Origin of the sequence: Planobispora rosea (genome assembly GCF_014648175.1) — a bacterium.
GTDB lineage: Bacteria > Actinomycetota > Actinomycetes > Streptosporangiales > Streptosporangiaceae > Planobispora > Planobispora rosea.
Map to the genome: position 1 here is coordinate 32,787 of NZ_BMQP01000004.1, position 17,328 is coordinate 50,114.

Here is a 17,328-nt window from a genome sequence, read left to right on the forward strand (position 1 = left end):
TCAGGCGCCCGGCTTCTTCCCGAACCACTTCTCGTAGATCGTGTCGTAGGTGCCGTCGGACTTGGCCTGCGCGATGGCCTCGTTCAGGGCCTTCACCAGGTCGGCGCTGCCCTTCTTGGCGGCGATGCCGTACTGGGCGCCGGTCTCGACGACGCCGCCGAGCTCGAACTTCTCGGCGATCTCCGGCTTCTTCAGCCAGTCGTTGATGACCGGCAGGTCCTGCAGGATCACGTCGACCTGACCGGCCTGCAGGGCCGCGATCTGCTTGCCCGCGTCGTCGAACTGCTTGGGGTCGAAGCCCTTCTCCTTGGCGTAGTCGAGGCTCGTGGTGGCCGCCTGGACGCCGAAGCGCAGGTTGCCCGCCTTGACCTCCTCGATCGAGTTGACCTTCTTGCCCTTGGGCGACAGGAAGGCGATGACCTCGTCGAAGTACGGGTCGGAGAAGTCGAGGTTGGCCTTGCGCTCCTCGGTGATGGTCATGCCGGCCGCGGCCACGTCGCACTTGCCGGCGTTGAGCGCCGCACCGCTCTTGATCGAGTCGAACTTGATGTCGACGATCTCCTGGGTCACACCGAGCTTCTTGGCGGCCAGGTCGACGATCTCGACGTCGAAGCCGACGACCTTGTCGCCCTCCTTGTACTGGAAGGGCGGGTACGGCAGGCTCGTGCAGGTCGTCAGCTTGCCGGGGTTGACCAGCGTGGGGGCGCCTCCGGCGGCCGCCGGGGCACCGGTCGTGGCGGCCCCGCTCGGGCTCGCGCTGGTGTCGCCGCCACCGCCGCCGCAGGCCGACAGGCCGAGAGCGCCGGCGACGACCATCGCCCCCACCGTAAGCGCGCGGCGGGAAACAAAACTCAGGCCCACAACGGCCTCCTTACTGAGTTGTCGCTATGCATGGATACCCCAACAGAGGTGATGCTGCCTCATGCCCGTGACCCCACCGGTCACCACTGTGACACGATTCGGACAACAAGCGCGGTCATGGCCTTCCCCGGACCGGAGCGGGCACCGTCGATCGGCCGCGGGAAGGCACGATCGGACACCGGCCGGGAGCCGCGGCCCGCCTGCCGCCCGGGGGCGTCATGCCGTCAGGAGCCGACGCCGGCGGAGGGACTCGTCGCCCGCCGGATCCGTTCCAGCAGCGACGAGGCCAGTTCCCGGCCCCGGGAGTGCGAGACCTGCCTGAACATCGTAAGGGCCTCCGCAGCCGCGTCCGCCGCGCGCGGCAGGTCGCCGGCCTCCAGCAGGGTCTGGCCCAGATCGCACAGCGCGGTCGCCACCCTCGGCAGGTCGCCCATGCCCCTGGCCAGTTCCAGCACCTCCCCGTGCATGCGCAGCGCGTCGTCCGTCCGGCCTCCGGCCCGGTAGGAGGCGGCGAGGTCGCCGAGGACGTCGATCTGCCCGGGGCAGTCGCCGAGCTCCCGGACGATGCCGAGGGCACGGCGGCCGAACGTGATCGCGTCGTCGGGCCGTCCCAGATCGCGGCTCACCGCCGCCAGGTTGGCCAGGGCGTAGCCCTCGGCGAGCCGGTCGCCTGCGAGCCCGGCGAGCTCCAGCGCCCGGCCGTAGTGCCCGCGCGCCTCCTCGACCCGGCCGTCCTCGTGGCGCCCGGCGCCCAGGTTGATCAGGCCTCGGGCCTCCTGGGCCAGGTCCCCGGTGCGGCGGCGGAAGGCCAGGCTCTCCTCGGCGTACCGGCGGGCCGCCTCGGGGTCACCGTCGTCCTCTCGGAGCTTGGAGAGCTCGTCCGATATGGAGCCGGCCGCCGACATGAGACGGGACCGCCGCGCCGCGGCGAGCGCCGTCTCGTTCAGCCGTTCCCACTCCTCGTCGTAGCCGTGGCAGCGGAACAGGAAGGTCATCGCCTGGATCAGCTCGACCGCGCGCCTCTCGCACGCGGGCGACCGCAGCCCGGCCCGCGCGGCACCCAGCAGGTTGGCCCGTTCCTCGTGGAACCACCGGTGCACCGCGGCGGGTCCGTCGAACCGCGGCATGACCGCCTCCTTCGTCGTGACCGCGACGGCCTCGGCCGCGGCGTCCAGGAGCCAGTCGAGCAGCCGCAGGCGTGCCCGGTCGAGGTCCCCGGCCGAGTCCGTGGCCGCGGCCCGCCGGGCGGCGTACTGCCGTACCAGGTCGTGCATGCGATACCGGTGCGGCCGGTACGGCTCCAGCAACTGGGCCCTGACCAGTTCGGCCACGGCCGCCTCGGCTGAGGCGACCGGCTCCCCGAGGAGGGCCACCACGCCCGGCAGCGTGGTGTCCGGCCCCTCCAGCAGCCCGAGCAGCCGGAAGGCCCGGGCAGCGCCGCCCTTCCCGGCGAGCAGCCGGTAGCTCAGCTCGAAGCTGGACCCGACGGACAGGTCGTCCAGTTCGAGCTCCTCCAGGCGGCGCCGGTGGTCGGCGAGCCGTCCGGCGAGCGCCGACAGGGACCCGCCCATCAGGCTCTCCGCCCGGGCTCCCGCGATGCGCAGCGCGAGCGGGAGCCGGCCGCAGAGCCGTGCCACCTCCGCGGTCGCGGTCGTGTCCGTCCCGTCCGCGATCCGTCCCAGGAACGCGATCGCCTCGTCTTCCTCGAACGCCCCGAGACGGATACGACGGGTCACCGGCAGGGTCGCGAGGGGATCTCGGCCGGTGATGATCGTGGTGCAGCCTGCCCCCGCCGGCAGCAGGGGTCTCACCTGTACGGCGTCACGGGCGTTGTCGAGGATGACGAGGATCCGGCGGGACGCCACCGCGCTGCGGAAGAGGGCCGACCGCTCGGCCTCGGAGGCGGGGATCCGCTCCCCGGCGCCGAGCGCCCGGAGAAAGGCGGCGAGCACGTCACCGGGCCGCTCCGGGGTCCGCTGGACCCCTCCCAGATCGACGTAGAACTGGCCGTCCGGGTGACGTCCGCGGAGCCGGTGGCCCAGGTGCACCGCCAGCGTCGTCTTCCCCACGCCCCCGGTGCCGACGATCAGCAACGTGGGTGATTCCGCGGAATCCACGGCCGCGACCAGATCGGCCAGTTCCCTCGCCCGTCCGGTGAAGTCCGCGGTGTCGGCGGGAAGCTGCGCGGGCGTCGGCCCGTCCGCCCCGCTTATCCCGCTCGGCCCGCGGGCCGCCGCCGACCGGTCGGCGGCGCCACCGGGCGTCTCCGGCCTCCCCCGGCCGGGAGCCCGCGAGGACGGCCGGGCGGCGGCGCCGTTGCCGAGACAGCGCCAAACCCGCTGCCAGCGCCGTACCTCCCCTTCCACCTCCTCGGCGGTCATTCCGGCCACCGTCAGGCAGGCGCGCACGAAGCTGTTGACGAAGGCGAACCTCGGCAGGGCGGAATTCCTCCGGAGATTGAGCACATTGGAGACCGTCGCCTGCGGCAGCGCGTCGACCACGGCCCCGCCGGCCGTCGTCGTCTTACCCGCCACGGCCCGGAGCCTGCGCAACGACGGCTGACCGGCCCAGCGCCGCAGCAGAACGAGTCTCGTCACGAAGGTCTCGGCGTCGGTACAGCCCTCGGGCCCGGGAGGCAGGTGGTCCCCTGATCGCACGCCATCTCCCATCGCGTCAGATACTCCCGAAACACGCTTATCGGAAATAAGGCACCGCCACACTTCCAAATTCAGAAATATCCGTCAACGCCCCTTCATTCGTTTCACAGATGTAAGCAAATACTTATTGTCGTCGCGGAAAATCTCTTAACGATCGATTTCCGTCTCGTTTTGTCTCGTTCCGTTTCGAGGCTTGGCCCGCCCCCGCCCACAGGACATCGTGTGACTCGATCAGTCGGATCCACGACAGAAGGAGGACACGTGCTCCAAGGCATCGAACGCTTCGGCGACCGGCTCCTCAACCGCTTCGTCCCCCACATGAGCGCCGCCGCGGACCAGTGCGGCCCCATCCAGTACAGGTGTGAGTCCTGCTCGTACGGCGGCAGGAGGTGTTCCTACCGGGTCTGCACCAGCGGCACCCAGTACGGAGGCTGCTCCCCGTGCGGCAGCGCGTGCTGATCCCCTAACCGGCGCCATCCGGCGTTCGTCTCCCCGACGGGCCGCCTGCCGGCTCCCCGCCTCGCGGGTTCGCGCAGGACATCGCTTGACTCGACCGGTTCGAAACCCAATGAAAGAAGGGCAAGTTGCTTAAAGGCATCGAACGCTTCGGCGACCGGCTCCTCAACCGCTTCGTCCCCCACATGAGCGCCGCCGCGGACCAGTGCGGCCCCATCCAGTACAGGTGCAAACCCTGCAGCGGCAGCAGAAGCGCCCAATGCGCCTACCGGGTCTGCACCGGGGGCACCCAGAATCTGGGCTGCAGCTCCTGTACGGCAGGTACATGCTGACCCTCAAGCCGCCGTCACCTGTTATCCGGAGATGATCCACCTCGCCCTGGCCTGCCGAGTTCTGCTGGCCGCCGTGCTGCTGATCGCGGTTGGCAGCAAGCTCTCCCGGACGGCGTTCGGGGAGTTCGTCTCCTCGACGGGCCGCCTGCTGCCTCCCCGCCTCACGGGGAGGCAGCGGTCCGCCGCGGTCCTCGTGCTGACGGTGGAGGCGGCGACCGTGCCGGCGCTGCTGGTCCCGGCCACCGCCGCGCTCGGCCTGGTCGCCGCCGTCGGGCTGCTGACCGCGTTCACGATCGGCATCGGTGGGGCGCTGCACAGGGGCGAGCGCGCCCCCTGCCGCTGCTTTGGCGCCTCACGAACCCGGCTGGGCCCTCTGCACCTGGCGCGCAACCTCACTCTGATCGCGGTGGGCGTGACCGGCCTCGCCGCCTCCGCCTCCGCCGGTACGGCGCACCCGGGCGGCGCCGTCCTCGCCGTCTTCGCCGGAATCGTCCTCGCGGCCCTGATGGTCCGCCTGGACGACCTCGCCGCGCTGTTCGCCCCGACCCACCCAAGGAGCTGACCCATGATTCTCGGCGCCGTCGCCATCACGTTCCTCGGCGTGCTCACCGTACTCAACCTCATCCTCACCCTCGCCGTCGTGCGCAGGCTGCGCGAGCACAGCGACCATCTATCCCGGTTGCTGAGCTCCCCCGGCGGCGTCCCGTGGGCCTCGATCATCGGCTCCGGGGAGAGGCCGCGGCCCTTCACCGCCACGACCGTGGACGGCGGGGAGCTCACCGAGTCCTCGCTGACGGACGGGACGATCGTGGCCTTCTTCTCCCCCACCTGCTCCGCCTGCCACGAGTGGGTGCCGCGTTTCGCCGAGGCCGCCGAGGCCGTACCGGGCCGGGCGATCGCCGTCGTGGTCGCGGACTCCCCCGAGGACGGCGCCGGTCACGTCACCTCGCTGCGGGCGGTCGCCCGCGTGGTGGTGGAGGAGCAGGACGGTGCCGTGGCGAAGGCGTTCGGCGTGACCGGCTACCCGGCCATGTGCCGGATGGCTTCCGACGGCACCGTGGCCACCTCCGACAACGACGCCGTCGTGACGCTCCCCTCCCTCGCATGACGCCTGACCAGCCCAGGCTCAGGTGGAGCCAGCTCACGATGGCGTGGGACATGGTGACCCGGGTCGCGCCGCTCAGCACCGCCGGGTTCCTCGGACTGTCGGTCCTGGCGGGCCTGTCTCCGGTGGGCGCCGCGTGGCTGACCAAGCTGGTACTCGACGGGCTGACCGGTCCACGTCCCGGAACGGTGTGGCTGGCCGTGGCGCTGGCCGGGACGGGCGTGGCCGGCATGCTGCTGCCGCAGCTGATCCGGTACACCGAGGCCGAACTGGGCCGGCGGTGCGGGTGACGGCCACGGACCGGCTGTTCGGCGCCGTGAACGAACGGCTACGCGGGCTGTCCCGGCTGGAGGAGCCCGCCTTCCACGACCGGATCCGGCTGGCCCAGCAAGCCGGCAGCTCGGGGCCGGGGCAGTTGCTGGGCTGTCTCACGGGGATCAGCCAGAGCGCGCTCACCCTGGCAGGTTTTCTGACCACCCTGCTGGTCATCGACCCGCTGCTGGCACTGGCGGTCGCCGCCGCCGCACTCCCCGCCCTCCACGCCGAATTCGTGATCAGCAGACGGCGGGCGGCGGCGATGTGGCGGATCGGGCACGCCGAGCGCCGTGAGTTCTTCTACGCGGATCTGCTCACCTCTCCCCAGGAGGCCAAGGAGATTCGGCTGTTCGGGCTGGGCTCCTTCTTCCGGGAGCGGATGCTGCGCGAACAGCGGACGGCCAACGCCGCCTGCCGCCGCCTGGACCGCAGGGAACTGGCCACGCAGAGCGCTCTGGCCCTGCTCGGTTCGGTGGTGGCCGGCGCCGGGCTGGTGTGGGCGGTCCGGGCCGCCCTCTCGGGAACCCTCACAATCGGCGACGTCGCCGTGCTCGCCGCGGCAGTGGCCGGTGTGCACGGCGGGCTCGCCTCACTGGTCGGTCAGCTCGGCATGGCGCACCACGCCCTGCTCCTGCTGGATCACTACCGCGTGGTCACGGCGGTCGAGCCGGACCTGCCGGTACCGGCCGGCCCGGCCCCGGTGCCGTCGCTGCGCAAGGGCATCGAGCTGCGCGGGGTCTGGTTCCGCTACGCTCCCGATCACCCCTGGGTGCTGCGCGGCGTGGATCTGACGATCCCCGCGGGGCGCGCCACCGCGCTGGTCGGCCTGAACGGCGCGGGCAAGAGCACCCTCGTCAAACTCCTGTGCCGGTTGTACGACCCGACCCGGGGAGCGATCCTCTGGGACGGGGTGGACCTGCGCGACTGCGACCCCGCCGAGCTGCGCCGCCGGATCGGCGCCGTCTTCCAGGACTACGTCAGCTACGAGATGTCGGCCGCGGAGAACATCGGCGTCGGCGACCTGGGCCGCCTGGAGGACCGGACCGGCATCCGCGGCGCCGCGGAGCGCGCCGGGATCCACGACCGGCTGGCCGCGCTGCCGTCCGGCTACGACACCCTGCTCACCCGGATGTACCTCGACAACGCCGACCGGGACGACGCCGGGACCGGGGTGCTGCTGTCCGGAGGGCAGGGACAGCGCCTGGCGCTGGCCCGGGGTTTCCTGCGCGACGGCTGCGACCTGATCGTCCTGGACGAGCCCAGCTCGGGGCTCGACGCCGAGGCCGAGGCCGAGATCCACGCGCGGCTGCGGGAGCATCGGGCCGGGCGCACCAGCCTGCTGATCTCCCACCGGCTCAACACCGTCCGCGACGCGGACCAGATCGTGGTGCTGACCGACGGGCGCGTCGCCGAACTCGGCACCCACCCCGAGCTGCTGCTCGCCGAGGGCGGCTACGCGCGGCTCTTCACCCTGCAGGCACGTGGATACGAGGAGGTCCGATGACCGGCTGGCTGGTGGTGCCGGCCCTCCTCGCGCTGGCGGTGATCTGGGCGGACCTGGTGCGCCGTCATCTGCTGGTGGTCACTGTCCACGGCGGCAGCATGGAGCCCGCCTACTCCCACGGCGACCGGGTCCTGCTCCGCCGTGTCGCGCCGGACACCCTGCGCACCGGCCAGGTGGTGGTCGTCCATCGCCACCGGCCTCCCGGGGCCCAGGCACCCCGCTGGGCCGTGATCAAGCGAATCGCCGCCCTGCCCGGCGAGCCGACCCCGCTCCGGCAGGACGGGGAAGCGGTCGTCCCTCCGGGCAAGCTGGTCCTGCTGGGGGACAACTCCGGCCACAGCACGGACTCCCGCGACTTCGGCTACCTCGACCTCGCCGACGTCGTCGGTGTCGTGATCCGCAAGATGCGGCCGTCACCATGACACGATTCGGACAACAAGTGCGTCCGTGAGTGCCCGCTCCCCCGGTCACGATCTAGCTTGATGGCATGCCGCGCCCCGCCGTCCCCGCCGGTCTCGCCTTTCTCCTCGCCCTGTCGCTCGGCGGCTGCACGCAGCAGGAGGCCGCCTCCGGCGGCCCCTCCCCCCGTCCCAGCCCCACCTACGAGCTCCCGCCCCGGCCGGTCAGGCCCGGCGAGATCCCCGTCTCCGCCGCGCCGGTGCAGGACGGCGAGATCCGGTTCCAGGTGATCGGCCTGCAGAAGGGCCTCGACGGGTTCTTCGGCAGCCACGCCGAGTGGAAGACCAAGGGCCAGTACGTCGTCGTACGGATCGTCACGGAGAACGCCGGCCGCACCAACGCCCGCTTCGACGCCACGGAGCAGAAGCTCCTCACCTCCGGCGGCACGGCGTACCGGATCGACAAGTTCACCCAGGCCACCAAACGCCAGCCGGAGACGTTCCTGCTCGGCGCCGGCGTCCGGATCGAGATGGACCTCTGGTTCGACATCCCCGACGGCGCCGAGGCGACCGGGATCCAGCTGTTCGGCTCACCGCCCCTCGGCTTCCGCACCACGCCCGGAACCACCGTGCCCCTGCCCTGAGCGGCCCCGCCCCGAACGCCCTCGCCCGGGACGGCAGAGGGCCCGCCGCACCGGTGTGCGGCGGGCCCCTCCCCGTCATGCGGTACGGCTCAGGCCCGCTCCTCCGGGGCGGCCTGCCCCGCCTGTCCCGGCACCTCGTGCCCCATGCCGCCGCCCAGGTAGGCGGCCTGCACGTCGGGGTCGTCGAGGAGTTCCGCCGCGGGGGCGCTCTTGACCACCTTCCCGGTCTCCAGGACGTAGGCGCGATGGGCGAGCTTCAGCGCCTGCTGGGCGTTCTGCTCCACCAGCAGCACCGTGGTGCCACGCCGGTTGATCTCCTCGATGATGGAGAAGATCTGCTGCACCAGCAGCGGCGCCAGGCCCATCGACGGCTCGTCCAGCAGCAGCACCTTCGGCTTGGCCATCAGCGCCCGGCCGATGGCCAGCATCTGCTGCTCGCCGCCCGACATGGTGCCGGCCGCCTGGTCCCTGCGCTCGGCCAGCCGCGGGAACAGCTCGTACGCCTCCGCGAGCTCCTTGCTGGAGTTCGTCGTCCTCGCGTAGGCGCCCATCAGCAGGTTGTCGTGGACCGTCATGCCGGGGAAGATGCCGCGGCCCTCGGGCGCCTGCCCCAGGCCCGCGACCACCCGCTTGTGGCCCGGCATCTTGCTGATGTCCTGACCGTCGAAGATGATCCGGCCCGACGTCAGGCCGCGCAGACCCGAGATCGTCTTCAGGGTCGTGGTCTTGCCCGCCCCGTTCGCTCCGATCAACGTGACGATCTCGCCCTCGTTCACCTCGACCGAGATGCCCTTGAGAGCGGCGATCTTACCGTAGTGGACGTGGATGTCCTTGACTTCAAGAAGCATCTGCGGGAGCCCCCAAATACGCCTCGACGACCCGGGGGTCGTTCCGAACCTCGTCCGGCAGGCCATCGGCGATCTTCTGGCCGAAGTCCAGCACCGCGATGCGGTCGCTGATGCCCATGATGAGGCTCATGTCGTGCTCGATGATCAGGACGGTCCGCCCGGCGTCCCGGATGTCCCGGATGAGCTGCTGCAGCGCCACCTTCTCCGCCGGGTTCATACCGGCCGCCGGCTCGTCCAGCAGCAGCAGCTTCGGGTTGGTCGCCAGCGCGCGGGCGATCTCCAGCCGCCGCTGGTCACCGTACGGCAGGTTCTTGGCGTGGTCGTGCGCGCGGTGGGAGATGCCGACGAAGTCGAGCAGCTCCATCGCCAGCGCACGGCCCTCGCGCTCCGCCTTGCGGTGCCAGGGCAGGCCCAGCGCCACGCTGACCATGCCGGCCCGGTGGTGGGCGTCCGAGCCCACCATGATGTTCTCGATCGCCGTCATGTTGTGGAACAGCCGGATGTTCTGGAACGTCCGCGCGATGCCCTTTCGGGTGATCTTGAAGCGCTTGACGCCGTCGATCCGCTCCCCGAGGAAGCGGATCTGGCCCTCCGTCGGCCGATAGACACCGGTCACCACGTTGAACACCGTGGTCTTGCCGGCGCCGTTCGGGCCGATGAGCGCGAAGATCTCACCCTCGTTGACCGTCAGGTTCACCTCGCGCAGCGCCGTGACGCCGCCGAACCGCATGACGAGATTCTGCAGTTCCAGCATCGCACGGCCACCGCGCCCCTGCTGGGCCACCGTGTTCGCCTCGGTGCTCACTTGGACGCCACCTCCTCGCCGCGCGACTCCGGCCCGGGAACCTCAGCCCCGAGCGTACCCATTCCGCCCGATCCCTCTTTCAGCTCCGCCTTCCGCTGGCGCGACGGCAGCAGCCCCTCGGGCCGGAAGATCATCAGAGCCACGAGCACCGCGCCGAAGATCAGCATGCGGTACTCCTGCAGGCCGCGGAACCGCTCCGGCAGCCACGCCACCAGGAACGCGCCCAGTATGACGCCCGGCAGGTTGCCCGCCCCGCCCATGACCACCGCGGCCAGGATCGTCGCCGACAACATGAACTGGAAGTCGTTCGGGTTGATCGAGATGGACTTCGCCGCCCACAGCACACCCATGGCACCGCCGATGGAAGCCCCGATCGCGAAGGCCAGCATCTTGAAGCGGAACGTCGGCACGCCCATCACCTCGGCCGCGTCCTCGTCCTCGCGGATCGCCGCCCAGGAGCGCCCGACCCGGCTCTTCTCCCAGCGCTTCACCAGGATGATCACGATGACGGCCAGCGCCACCAGCAGGTAGTAGTAGGGCTGCGGGTACAGCACTCCGTACTTGAAGATCTCGATGTCGCCGATCACCGGGCCGCCCTCGATGCTCGGCGGGTGCGGGATGCCGCGGATGCCGTTCGGGCCGCCGATCTCGTCGGTGTTCCGCGCGGTGATGCGGATGATCTCACCGAAGCCCAGCGTGACGATCGCCAGGTAGTCACCGCGCAGCCGCAGCGTCGGAGCACCCAGGATGATGCCGGACAACGCGCAGATCCCGATGCCCACGATCATGATGAGCCAGAAGTTCCAGCCCATCCGGGTGCCCAGCAGCGCCATCGCGTACCCGCCCACGGCGTAGAACGCGACGAAGCCCAGGTCCAGCAGGCCCGCCTGGCCCACCACCACGTTCAGGCCGATGGCCAGCAGCACGAAGGTGCCGATCGGGAAGAAGAGGATCGACGCCCAGTCGGTGTCGGGCGACATGAAGCTGCCGATGCTCTCCGACGGCAGCAGCAGCGCCGCGACGATCAGGGCGATGTAGACGATCCACCGCTGCCAGCCGGGGGCATTCATCCAGCGGTCGTGCATCACGTCGCCGAAATGGCCGAGCTGGTTGCGGAACCGGCTCACCGGGTTGCCCCGCTGCAAAGTCTTCTGGTTCATGCGCGCGCCTGCTGAAGTGATTCACCGAGGATTCCGGTGGGACGGAACATCAGGACCAAGACGAGGATCGTGAAGGAGATCACGTGCTTCCAGTCGGAGCCGAAGAAGATGGCCCCGTAGTTCTCCACCAGGCCGAGCACGACCCCGCCGACCAGAGCGCCCCGCAGGTTGCCGATCCCGCCCAGGACCGCCGCGGTGAACGCCTTGATGCCGAAGAGGAAGCCGATGTAGTAGTTCGTGTTCTCGTACGAGATCAGGTACAGCGCGCTGGCCACACCCGCCATCGCGCCACCGAGCAGGAACGTCATCCGAATGATCTTGTCGATGTCGACGCCCATCAGCACGGCCGCCTCGGGGTTCTGCGCGGTCGCGCGGATACCGCGACCGATCTTGGTGCGGTTCACCAGCCGGTCGAGGACGACCATCATGCCGAGCGCCGCCACGATCACCAGCACCTGGTCCGCGCGGACCGGGTGACCGGCGATCGAGAACAGCTCCGTCCGCTCCATGAACTGGGGCAGGCCCATCTGGATCCGGCCCCGCTCCGGACGGTCGAAGACGTTCGGGATCACCACCAGCGCGAAGAGCTCCTGGAGGAAGATGGAGGCGCCGATCGCCGAGATCAGAGCCGCGAGCCGGGAGGCTCCCCGCTTGCGCAGCGGCCGGTAGGCGATGCGCTCCAGCGCCACCGCCGTGCCCGCCGAGGCCAGCATGCCGGCCAGGATCATCAGCACGATCATGCCCACCAGCGCCAGACCGGTGAGCGCCGAATCGACGCCGATCGCGAACGGCACGAACATCGCGCCGAACGTACCGATCATGAACACTTCGGAGTGCGCGAAGTTGATGAGCCGCAACACGCCGTACACCATCGTGTACCCGAGCGCGATCAGGGCGTAGATGGCCCCGAAAGACAGGCCGTCGATCGTCGACGGCCAGAATTGATTGATGAAGTCATTGAACACTGTGGATTGCCACTTCTAGCGGGGATCGCCTGCACTGTCCGGTAGCTCCACTCCCGGGCAGGGTCTCGTGGACCCCTCCGGAAGAGCGCGGAGAGCGGGACCGCACCGCGGCGGTTCCCGCTCCCCGCGCATCGACTACCTCATCCTCTCGGAGCTCCGGACCTCAGCCCAGCTTCGCCTCCGCGGCCTTGCCGAGCAGAGTGATCTTCCCGCCCTTGACCTGGTAGATGTAGATGTCCTTGGCCTCGACCTCGCCGTTCGGCTGGAACTTGACCTGCTTGGACACACCGGCGAAGTCCACCGTGGAGATGAACTGGTTGATGTCCTCAGCCGCCGTCTTGCCCGCCTTGAGGGCCTCGATGAACACCGTCGCGGCGTCGTACCCCTCGGAGGCGTAGATCGCCGGCTCCGCCTTGTAGGCCGCCCGGTAGGCGTCGGCGAAGCCCTTCACCTTGGCGTCCGTGACGTCCGGCGTGGCGATGTAGCAGGGGCAGCCGACGAGCGCGCCCTCGGCGTTCTGCGCACCCGCGCCCTCGATCAGGCCGTTGTCCAGCGAACCGTCACCGGAGACGAACTTCGCCGTCACACCCTTGTCTCGCAGCTGCTTGAGCAGGTTGCCGCCGGCCGAGTAGTAGCCGCCGAAGAAGACCGCCTCCGGCTTGGCCGCCGCGACCTTGTTCACCACCGAGGAGAAGTCGCTCTCCGTCGGGTCCAGCGAGTCGTCCGTGACCGTGGCGCCCTTGGTCTTCAGCTGGGCGCGGACCGCGTCGGCGAGCGGCTTGCCGTACTCGGACTTGTCGTCGATGACGAAGACGTTCTTCGCCGCGGCGCCGTCCACGATGAAGTCGGCGATGCCCGGGCCCTGCACGCCGTCGTTCGGCAGCACCCGGTGCCAGAACTTCCAGCCGTTCTCGGCCAGCTTCACGTTCGTCGCGGAAGCCGAGACGCTCGGGATCTTCGCCTCCTCCAGCACCGGCGCGACCTGCGCCGACTCACCGGAGAACGCCGGGCCCACCAGCGCCACGATCTTGTCGTCCTTGATCGCCTGCTGGGCCAGACCGACGGCCTTGGAGGGGTCACCCTGGGTGTCGTACTCGACGAACTCGATCTTCACCGCCGGGTTGGTCTTGTTGTACTCGTCGATGGCGAGCTTCGCGCCGTTCCTCGGCGGGATGACGATGCCGGCGTCCTTACCGGTCAGGTCACCCATGAAACCGATCTTCACGCTCTTGGCAGCGGCCCCGGTGGAACCGCCCTCCGTCTTGGTGCCCGTGTCGTCTCCACCACAAGCGGCGAGAGCAAGCGAGAGCGCCACGCCGGCAGCAAGCACTCCACCGAGGCGAGCAGTCTTAGGCCGCAAGGTTGCCTTCCTTTCACCCGGTCCACGGTCAGGACCAGGTTCACAGATGCCCTCCCCTGGCGGAGTGGCCAGGGGGTGTGTCGGTTAGTACAGCCAGCGGATGTCACAGGTCGATACAGGAGAGCCCTACGTTACCGCTTCGTTATTACACCGATTCTTTTCGGCTACTACCGACAAAAGCCATGGTCACCGCCAACCTGCGATCACTCCAAGCCGACACACCGGACACACAAAAGCCCGCGCACGCCGCACGACGGCGACGTGCGCGGGCCCACCCCGCGCCGCTCCCGCGCGCCCCCGCCCGGCGCGCAGGATCCCGGCAGCACTCAGCCGGACCCCCGTCAGTCCTCCCGCGCCCCCGGCGCGCCCCCCACCACGATCTGCGCCACCTGCCGCATGCTCAGCCGGCGGTCCATCGAGGCCTTCTGGATCCACCGGAACGCCTGCGGCTCACTCCACCCGTGCTCCGCCATCAGCAGGCCCTTCGCCCGCTCCACCAGCTTGCGCGTCTCCAGCCGCTCCGAGAGCGTCCCGACCTCGCGCTCCAGCGCCGCGATCTCCTCGTGACGGCTCACCGCCATCTCGATCGCCGGCACCAGGTCGGACTTCGTGAACGGCTTGACCAGATACGCCATCGCCCCGGCGTCCCGCGCCCGCTCCACCAGGTCCCGCTGCGAGAACGCCGTCAAAATCAGACACGGCGCGATCCGCTGCGACACGATCTGCTCCGCCGCCGAGATCCCGTCCAGCACCGGCATCTTCACGTCCAGGATCACCAGATCCGGCTTCAGCTCCAGCGCCAGCTTGACCGCCGCCTCACCGTCCCCGGCCTCACCGACGACGGCGTACCCGTCCTCTTCCAGCATCTCCTTCAGGTCGAGGCGGATCAGCGCCTCGTCTTCCGCGATCACCACTCGCCGCTGCGTACTCACGAGCAAGAGGGTACAGACGTCCGCTAGATTAGGACCACGCCGGTCTCCGCGACTGATCCACTTCCAGGTAAACTCGGAACCGGCTCCCAATCTGGACATGTCCGGAAATATGCCCCGATATCCCAACGGCAGAGGAAATGGTCTCAAACACCATCTAGTGTGGGTTCGAATCCCACTCGGGGCACCATCCAGGCCGCTCGATCACGTGATCGAGCGGCCTTGCCACTCCCCGTCGACGGCCTGGCGTCAGTCCGCGGTCCCTGCGGCAACCACCCACCGAACCGGTTGGCCAGTCACTCGGGCGATCATGTCGTAGTCACCGTCGTAGTGCAGAACGACCGCTCCGTGCCGCTCAGCCGTAGCGGCAATGATCAGATCGGAGACCGACAGGGCCTTCCAACTTCCACGCGCGATGAGCTGCGTCTGCACATCCAGTGCTCGATCCCACGCCTCATCCGGAGTGGGAAGCCAGTCGAATCCTCGCATCTCATCACGGATGCGCTCGGCGTCGAGCCGAGACCGTGCGCTGTGCAGGACTTCAAGCTCAACGGCTCCGCAGACCGCAAGCACTCCGGCGTTGTGCAGAGGTTCGATCACCGCCCGAACCTTCGGCTTCGGGTATCGCGCAAGCGCCGACTTGTCTATGAGGTAGCGACTGGTCATGCCGCAGCGTGGGGATTCGTCTCGCTCTCGACCGGTCCCGTCAAGCCGGGAAGCCCCCCCTCGGCAAGCCACCCGAGAAAGGACTCCCGCTTGCGACGCTTGATCGCATCCTCTAGAGCCGCGTTGACTGTGGCCACCTTGGTCGTAGTACCAAAGATCTCCGCAGCTTCGGCGAGCAGCTTGTCGTCAACATCGATGACAGTCCGCGCCATCACGCCCCCTCTCAAGCAGACGCACCCCTGGAACAGTCCGATGATATCAAATCTTCCCTGAAGAGATATCGTCTATAGCGACTCCGAGGTCGGAGCGCTTTCGCGAGAGGGCGGGACGGACAGCGGGGACCCGCGCCTCGCCGGGCGAGGCGCGGGTCCCGGTTGTCTTGCGTGGCCGTGCGCGGGCCGTACCCGCGGGCGGGGTCAGACGGGGTGCGCGACCGCGGAGCCGATGGTGTGGACGCGCAGGGCGTTGGTGGAGCCGGCGGTGCCGGGCGGGGAGCCGGCGACGATGACGACCTTGTCGCCCTTCTCCAGACGGGCGTGGGCCAGGAGGGCGGCTTCGACCTGGCGGACCATGTCGTCGGTGTGGTGGACGAACGGGACCTCGAAGGTCTCCACTCCCCAGGTGAGGGCGAGCTGGCCGCGGACGTGGGGGGCGGAGGTGAAGGCGAGCAGCGGGATGGGCGAGCGGTAGCGGGCCAGGCGGCGGGCGGTCTCCCCGGACATGGTGAAGGCGACCAGGGCCTTGGCCCCGACGATGGCGCCGACCTCGGCGGCGGCGCGGGCGATGGCGCCGCCGGTGGTCTCGGGGCGGCGGCCGAGGCTGTGGGTGGCCTGGAGGGCGGAGCGCTCGGCGGCGGCGGCGATGCGGCTCATGGTGGCGACCGACTCGATGGGGTAGCTGCCGACGGAGGTCTCGCCGGAGAGCATGACGGCATCGGCCCCGTCCATGACGGCGTAGGCGACGTCGGAGGCCTCGGCGCGGGTGGGCCGGGGGGCGTTCATCATCGAGTCGAGCATCTGGGTGGCGACGATGACGGGACGGGCCTTCTCGCGGCAGAGCTCGATGGCGCGCTGCTGGACGATGGGGACGTCTTCGAGGGGAAGCTCGACGCCGAGGTCGCCCCGGGCGACCATGATGCCGTCGAAGGCTTCGATGATCTCGGGGAGGCGGTCGACGGCCTGCGGCTTCTCGATCTTGGCGAGGAGGGGGAGGCGGACGCCCTCCTGCTCCATGATGTTGCGGACGACCTCGGCGTCGGAGGGGCGGCGGACGAAGGACAGGGCGATGAGGTCGAAGCCGGTGCGCAGGGCCCAGCGGAGGTCGGCCTCGTCCTTGTCGGTGAGGGCCGGGGCGCTGACGTTGACGCCGGGCAGGTTGAGGCCCTTGTTGTCGGAGATCATGCCGCCGATGACGACCCGGGTGGTGACGCGGGGCCCGTCGACGCGGGTGACCTCCAGGTGGACGCGGCCGTCGTCGACGAGGATGCTGTCGCCGGGGCGGACGTCCCGGGGAAGGCCCTGGTAGGTGGTGGAGACCTGCTCGCGGTCGCCGGGGACCTCTTCGGTGGTGATGGTGAAGACGTCGCCGAAGCCGAGGCGGACGGGGCCTTCCTCGAACTTGCCGACGCGGATCTTGGGGCCCTGCAGGTCGGCGAGGACGCCTACGCCGCGACCGAGTTCGGCGGCGGCCTCCTTCAGCCTGTCGTAGACCTCTTTGTGCAGCTCGTGGCTGCCGTGGCTGAGGTTGAAACGGGCCACGTCCATGCCTGCCGCGATGAGTTCGCGGAGGCGTTCGGGTGAGGAGGTGGCGGGGCCGAGAGTGCAGACGATTTTCGCGCGACGAGTCACGGATCCTACCTTAATTGGTACAGACCACTTGGGAGTGACGGGGGTCATATCCCCGGTGAAAAACTCGGTGACGTAACGCTACTCCTGGTTGACGTGGGGTGGTGATCCGGCCCTCGCCTTCCTGCGCAGGTATCCGGCCCAGGAGACGAGCACGAGGGCGGCGACGGCGAGACGGGCGAGGTTCGTGTGCTCCTCCGGGTAGACGACCCCTTCGATGTAGTGGTCGATGAAGCCGCCGGCGGGCAGCCCCTCCTGCCCGGCGTTGCGGCGCCCCCAGTCCTCCACGACGGTCAGGGGGCACTCCATTCCGGTGATCACGGAGGCGACGCCCCAGGCGGCGACGGCGAGGTGGGCCCAGATGAGGCGGGGCCGGCGCCAGGCGAGGAAGCCGCCGACGGCCATGAAGACGAGGAAGAGGAAGTGCACCAGCATCGCCGCTTCCCCGATGAGGCGGTACGTCATGTCTCCACGCTATG

Annotated in this window: 19 protein-coding genes and 1 tRNA gene; 8 read left to right on the plus strand and 12 right to left on the minus strand. The window is 69.6% G+C overall.

Going from position 1 to position 17,328, the window contains the following annotated elements; genetic code table 11:
- Both IEZ08_RS04895 and IEZ08_RS04900 read right to left on the minus strand, forming a co-directional pair.
- Positions 1 to 816: an ABC transporter substrate-binding protein gene (locus IEZ08_RS04895; protein WP_189241751.1), complete on the minus strand. Its 816-nt coding sequence runs from the start codon at positions 814 to 816 to the stop codon at positions 1 to 3.
- Between the two features lie 269 nt (positions 817 to 1,085).
- Positions 1,086 to 3,518, minus strand: coding sequence for an ATP-binding protein (locus tag IEZ08_RS04900; protein ID WP_189241752.1), 2,433 nt, complete (start codon positions 3,516 to 3,518; stop codon positions 1,086 to 1,088).
- Positions 3,519 to 3,779: 261 nt separating this feature from the next.
- On the opposite strand from IEZ08_RS04900, the gene IEZ08_RS04905 reads away from it, so the two are divergent.
- From IEZ08_RS04905 to IEZ08_RS04930, 7 genes are all read left to right on the plus strand, one after another.
- Positions 3,780 to 3,977, plus strand: coding sequence for a hypothetical protein (locus IEZ08_RS04905; protein WP_068922776.1), 198 nt, complete (start codon positions 3,780 to 3,782; stop codon positions 3,975 to 3,977).
- 360 nt (positions 3,978 to 4,337) lie between these two features.
- A complete protein-coding gene (locus IEZ08_RS04910) occupies positions 4,338 to 4,868 on the plus strand; it encodes a MauE/DoxX family redox-associated membrane protein (protein ID WP_189241753.1) in 531 nt (176 codons plus the stop codon).
- Between the two features lie 3 nt (positions 4,869 to 4,871).
- The gene (locus IEZ08_RS04915) at positions 4,872 to 5,414 is read left to right on the plus strand and encodes a TlpA family protein disulfide reductase (protein ID WP_189241754.1); all 543 of its coding nucleotides are present in this window, start codon (positions 4,872 to 4,874) and stop codon (positions 5,412 to 5,414) included.
- The gene (locus tag IEZ08_RS39340) at positions 5,411 to 5,701 is read left to right on the plus strand and encodes a hypothetical protein (RefSeq protein ID WP_229802925.1); all 291 of its coding nucleotides are present in this window, start codon (positions 5,411 to 5,413) and stop codon (positions 5,699 to 5,701) included. The genes IEZ08_RS04915 and IEZ08_RS39340 overlap by 4 nt, the downstream gene beginning before the upstream one ends.
- A complete protein-coding gene (locus IEZ08_RS04920; RefSeq protein ID WP_229802926.1) occupies positions 5,698 to 7,230 on the plus strand; it encodes an ABC transporter ATP-binding protein in 1,533 nt (510 codons plus the stop codon). The genes IEZ08_RS39340 and IEZ08_RS04920 overlap by 4 nt, the downstream gene beginning before the upstream one ends.
- Positions 7,227 to 7,652 (plus strand): S26 family signal peptidase, encoded by a 426-nt coding sequence (locus tag IEZ08_RS04925; RefSeq protein ID WP_068922773.1) that lies wholly within the window; start codon positions 7,227 to 7,229, stop codon positions 7,650 to 7,652. Before IEZ08_RS04920 ends, IEZ08_RS04925 begins: the two co-directional genes overlap by 4 nt.
- A gap of 65 nt (positions 7,653 to 7,717) precedes the next feature.
- Positions 7,718 to 8,272 (plus strand): DUF4352 domain-containing protein, encoded by a 555-nt coding sequence (locus tag IEZ08_RS04930; protein ID WP_189241755.1) that lies wholly within the window; start codon positions 7,718 to 7,720, stop codon positions 8,270 to 8,272.
- An 89-nt stretch (positions 8,273 to 8,361) separates the two neighbouring features.
- On the opposite strand, the gene IEZ08_RS04935 is transcribed toward IEZ08_RS04930, so the two are convergent.
- The 6 genes from IEZ08_RS04935 to IEZ08_RS04960 all read right to left on the minus strand — a co-directional run bounded on the left by IEZ08_RS04935 (position 8,362) and on the right by IEZ08_RS04960 (position 14,342).
- Positions 8,362 to 9,120, minus strand: coding sequence for an ABC transporter ATP-binding protein (locus tag IEZ08_RS04935; protein ID WP_068922771.1), 759 nt, complete (start codon positions 9,118 to 9,120; stop codon positions 8,362 to 8,364).
- A complete protein-coding gene (locus IEZ08_RS04940) occupies positions 9,110 to 9,874 on the minus strand; it encodes an ABC transporter ATP-binding protein (RefSeq protein ID WP_068928639.1) in 765 nt (254 codons plus the stop codon). Before IEZ08_RS04940 ends, IEZ08_RS04935 begins: the two co-directional genes overlap by 11 nt.
- 47 nt (positions 9,875 to 9,921) lie before the next feature.
- Positions 9,922 to 11,085 (minus strand): branched-chain amino acid ABC transporter permease, encoded by a 1,164-nt coding sequence (locus IEZ08_RS04945; RefSeq protein ID WP_068922770.1) that lies wholly within the window; start codon positions 11,083 to 11,085, stop codon positions 9,922 to 9,924.
- Positions 11,082 to 12,050 carry a branched-chain amino acid ABC transporter permease gene (locus IEZ08_RS04950; protein ID WP_068922769.1) on the minus strand — a complete coding sequence of 323 codons (969 nt, stop codon included), beginning with the start codon at positions 12,048 to 12,050 and terminating at the stop codon, positions 11,082 to 11,084. Before IEZ08_RS04950 ends, IEZ08_RS04945 begins: the two co-directional genes overlap by 4 nt.
- Positions 12,051 to 12,213: 163 nt before the next feature.
- The gene (locus IEZ08_RS04955) at positions 12,214 to 13,365 is read right to left on the minus strand and encodes a branched-chain amino acid ABC transporter substrate-binding protein (protein ID WP_229802927.1); all 1,152 of its coding nucleotides are present in this window, start codon (positions 13,363 to 13,365) and stop codon (positions 12,214 to 12,216) included.
- A gap of 386 nt (positions 13,366 to 13,751) precedes the next feature.
- Complete coding sequence (locus IEZ08_RS04960; RefSeq protein WP_229802928.1) at positions 13,752 to 14,342, minus strand: ANTAR domain-containing response regulator; 591 nt, start codon at positions 14,340 to 14,342, stop codon at positions 13,752 to 13,754.
- A gap of 111 nt (positions 14,343 to 14,453) precedes the next feature.
- On the opposite strand from IEZ08_RS04960, the gene IEZ08_RS04965 reads away from it, so the two are divergent.
- Positions 14,454 to 14,529 (plus strand) — tRNA-Leu (locus IEZ08_RS04965).
- 59 nt (positions 14,530 to 14,588) lie between these two features.
- Here the strand turns inward: IEZ08_RS04965 and IEZ08_RS04970 are convergent.
- From IEZ08_RS04970 to IEZ08_RS04985, 4 genes are all read right to left on the minus strand, one after another.
- Positions 14,589 to 15,005 (minus strand): PIN domain nuclease, encoded by a 417-nt coding sequence (locus IEZ08_RS04970; protein ID WP_068922766.1) that lies wholly within the window; start codon positions 15,003 to 15,005, stop codon positions 14,589 to 14,591.
- Complete coding sequence (locus IEZ08_RS04975) at positions 15,002 to 15,217, minus strand: type II toxin-antitoxin system VapB family antitoxin (protein WP_068928638.1); 216 nt, start codon at positions 15,215 to 15,217, stop codon at positions 15,002 to 15,004. The genes IEZ08_RS04970 and IEZ08_RS04975 overlap by 4 nt, the downstream gene beginning before the upstream one ends.
- Positions 15,218 to 15,421: 204 nt before the next feature.
- Entirely contained in the window at positions 15,422 to 16,852 is a 1,431-nt protein-coding gene (pyk, locus tag IEZ08_RS04980; RefSeq protein ID WP_068922765.1) for a pyruvate kinase, read from the minus strand.
- 78 nt (positions 16,853 to 16,930) lie between these two features.
- Complete coding sequence (locus tag IEZ08_RS04985) at positions 16,931 to 17,314, minus strand: DUF2784 domain-containing protein (RefSeq protein ID WP_068922764.1); 384 nt, start codon at positions 17,312 to 17,314, stop codon at positions 16,931 to 16,933.
- Positions 17,315 to 17,328 lie beyond the last annotated feature (14 nt).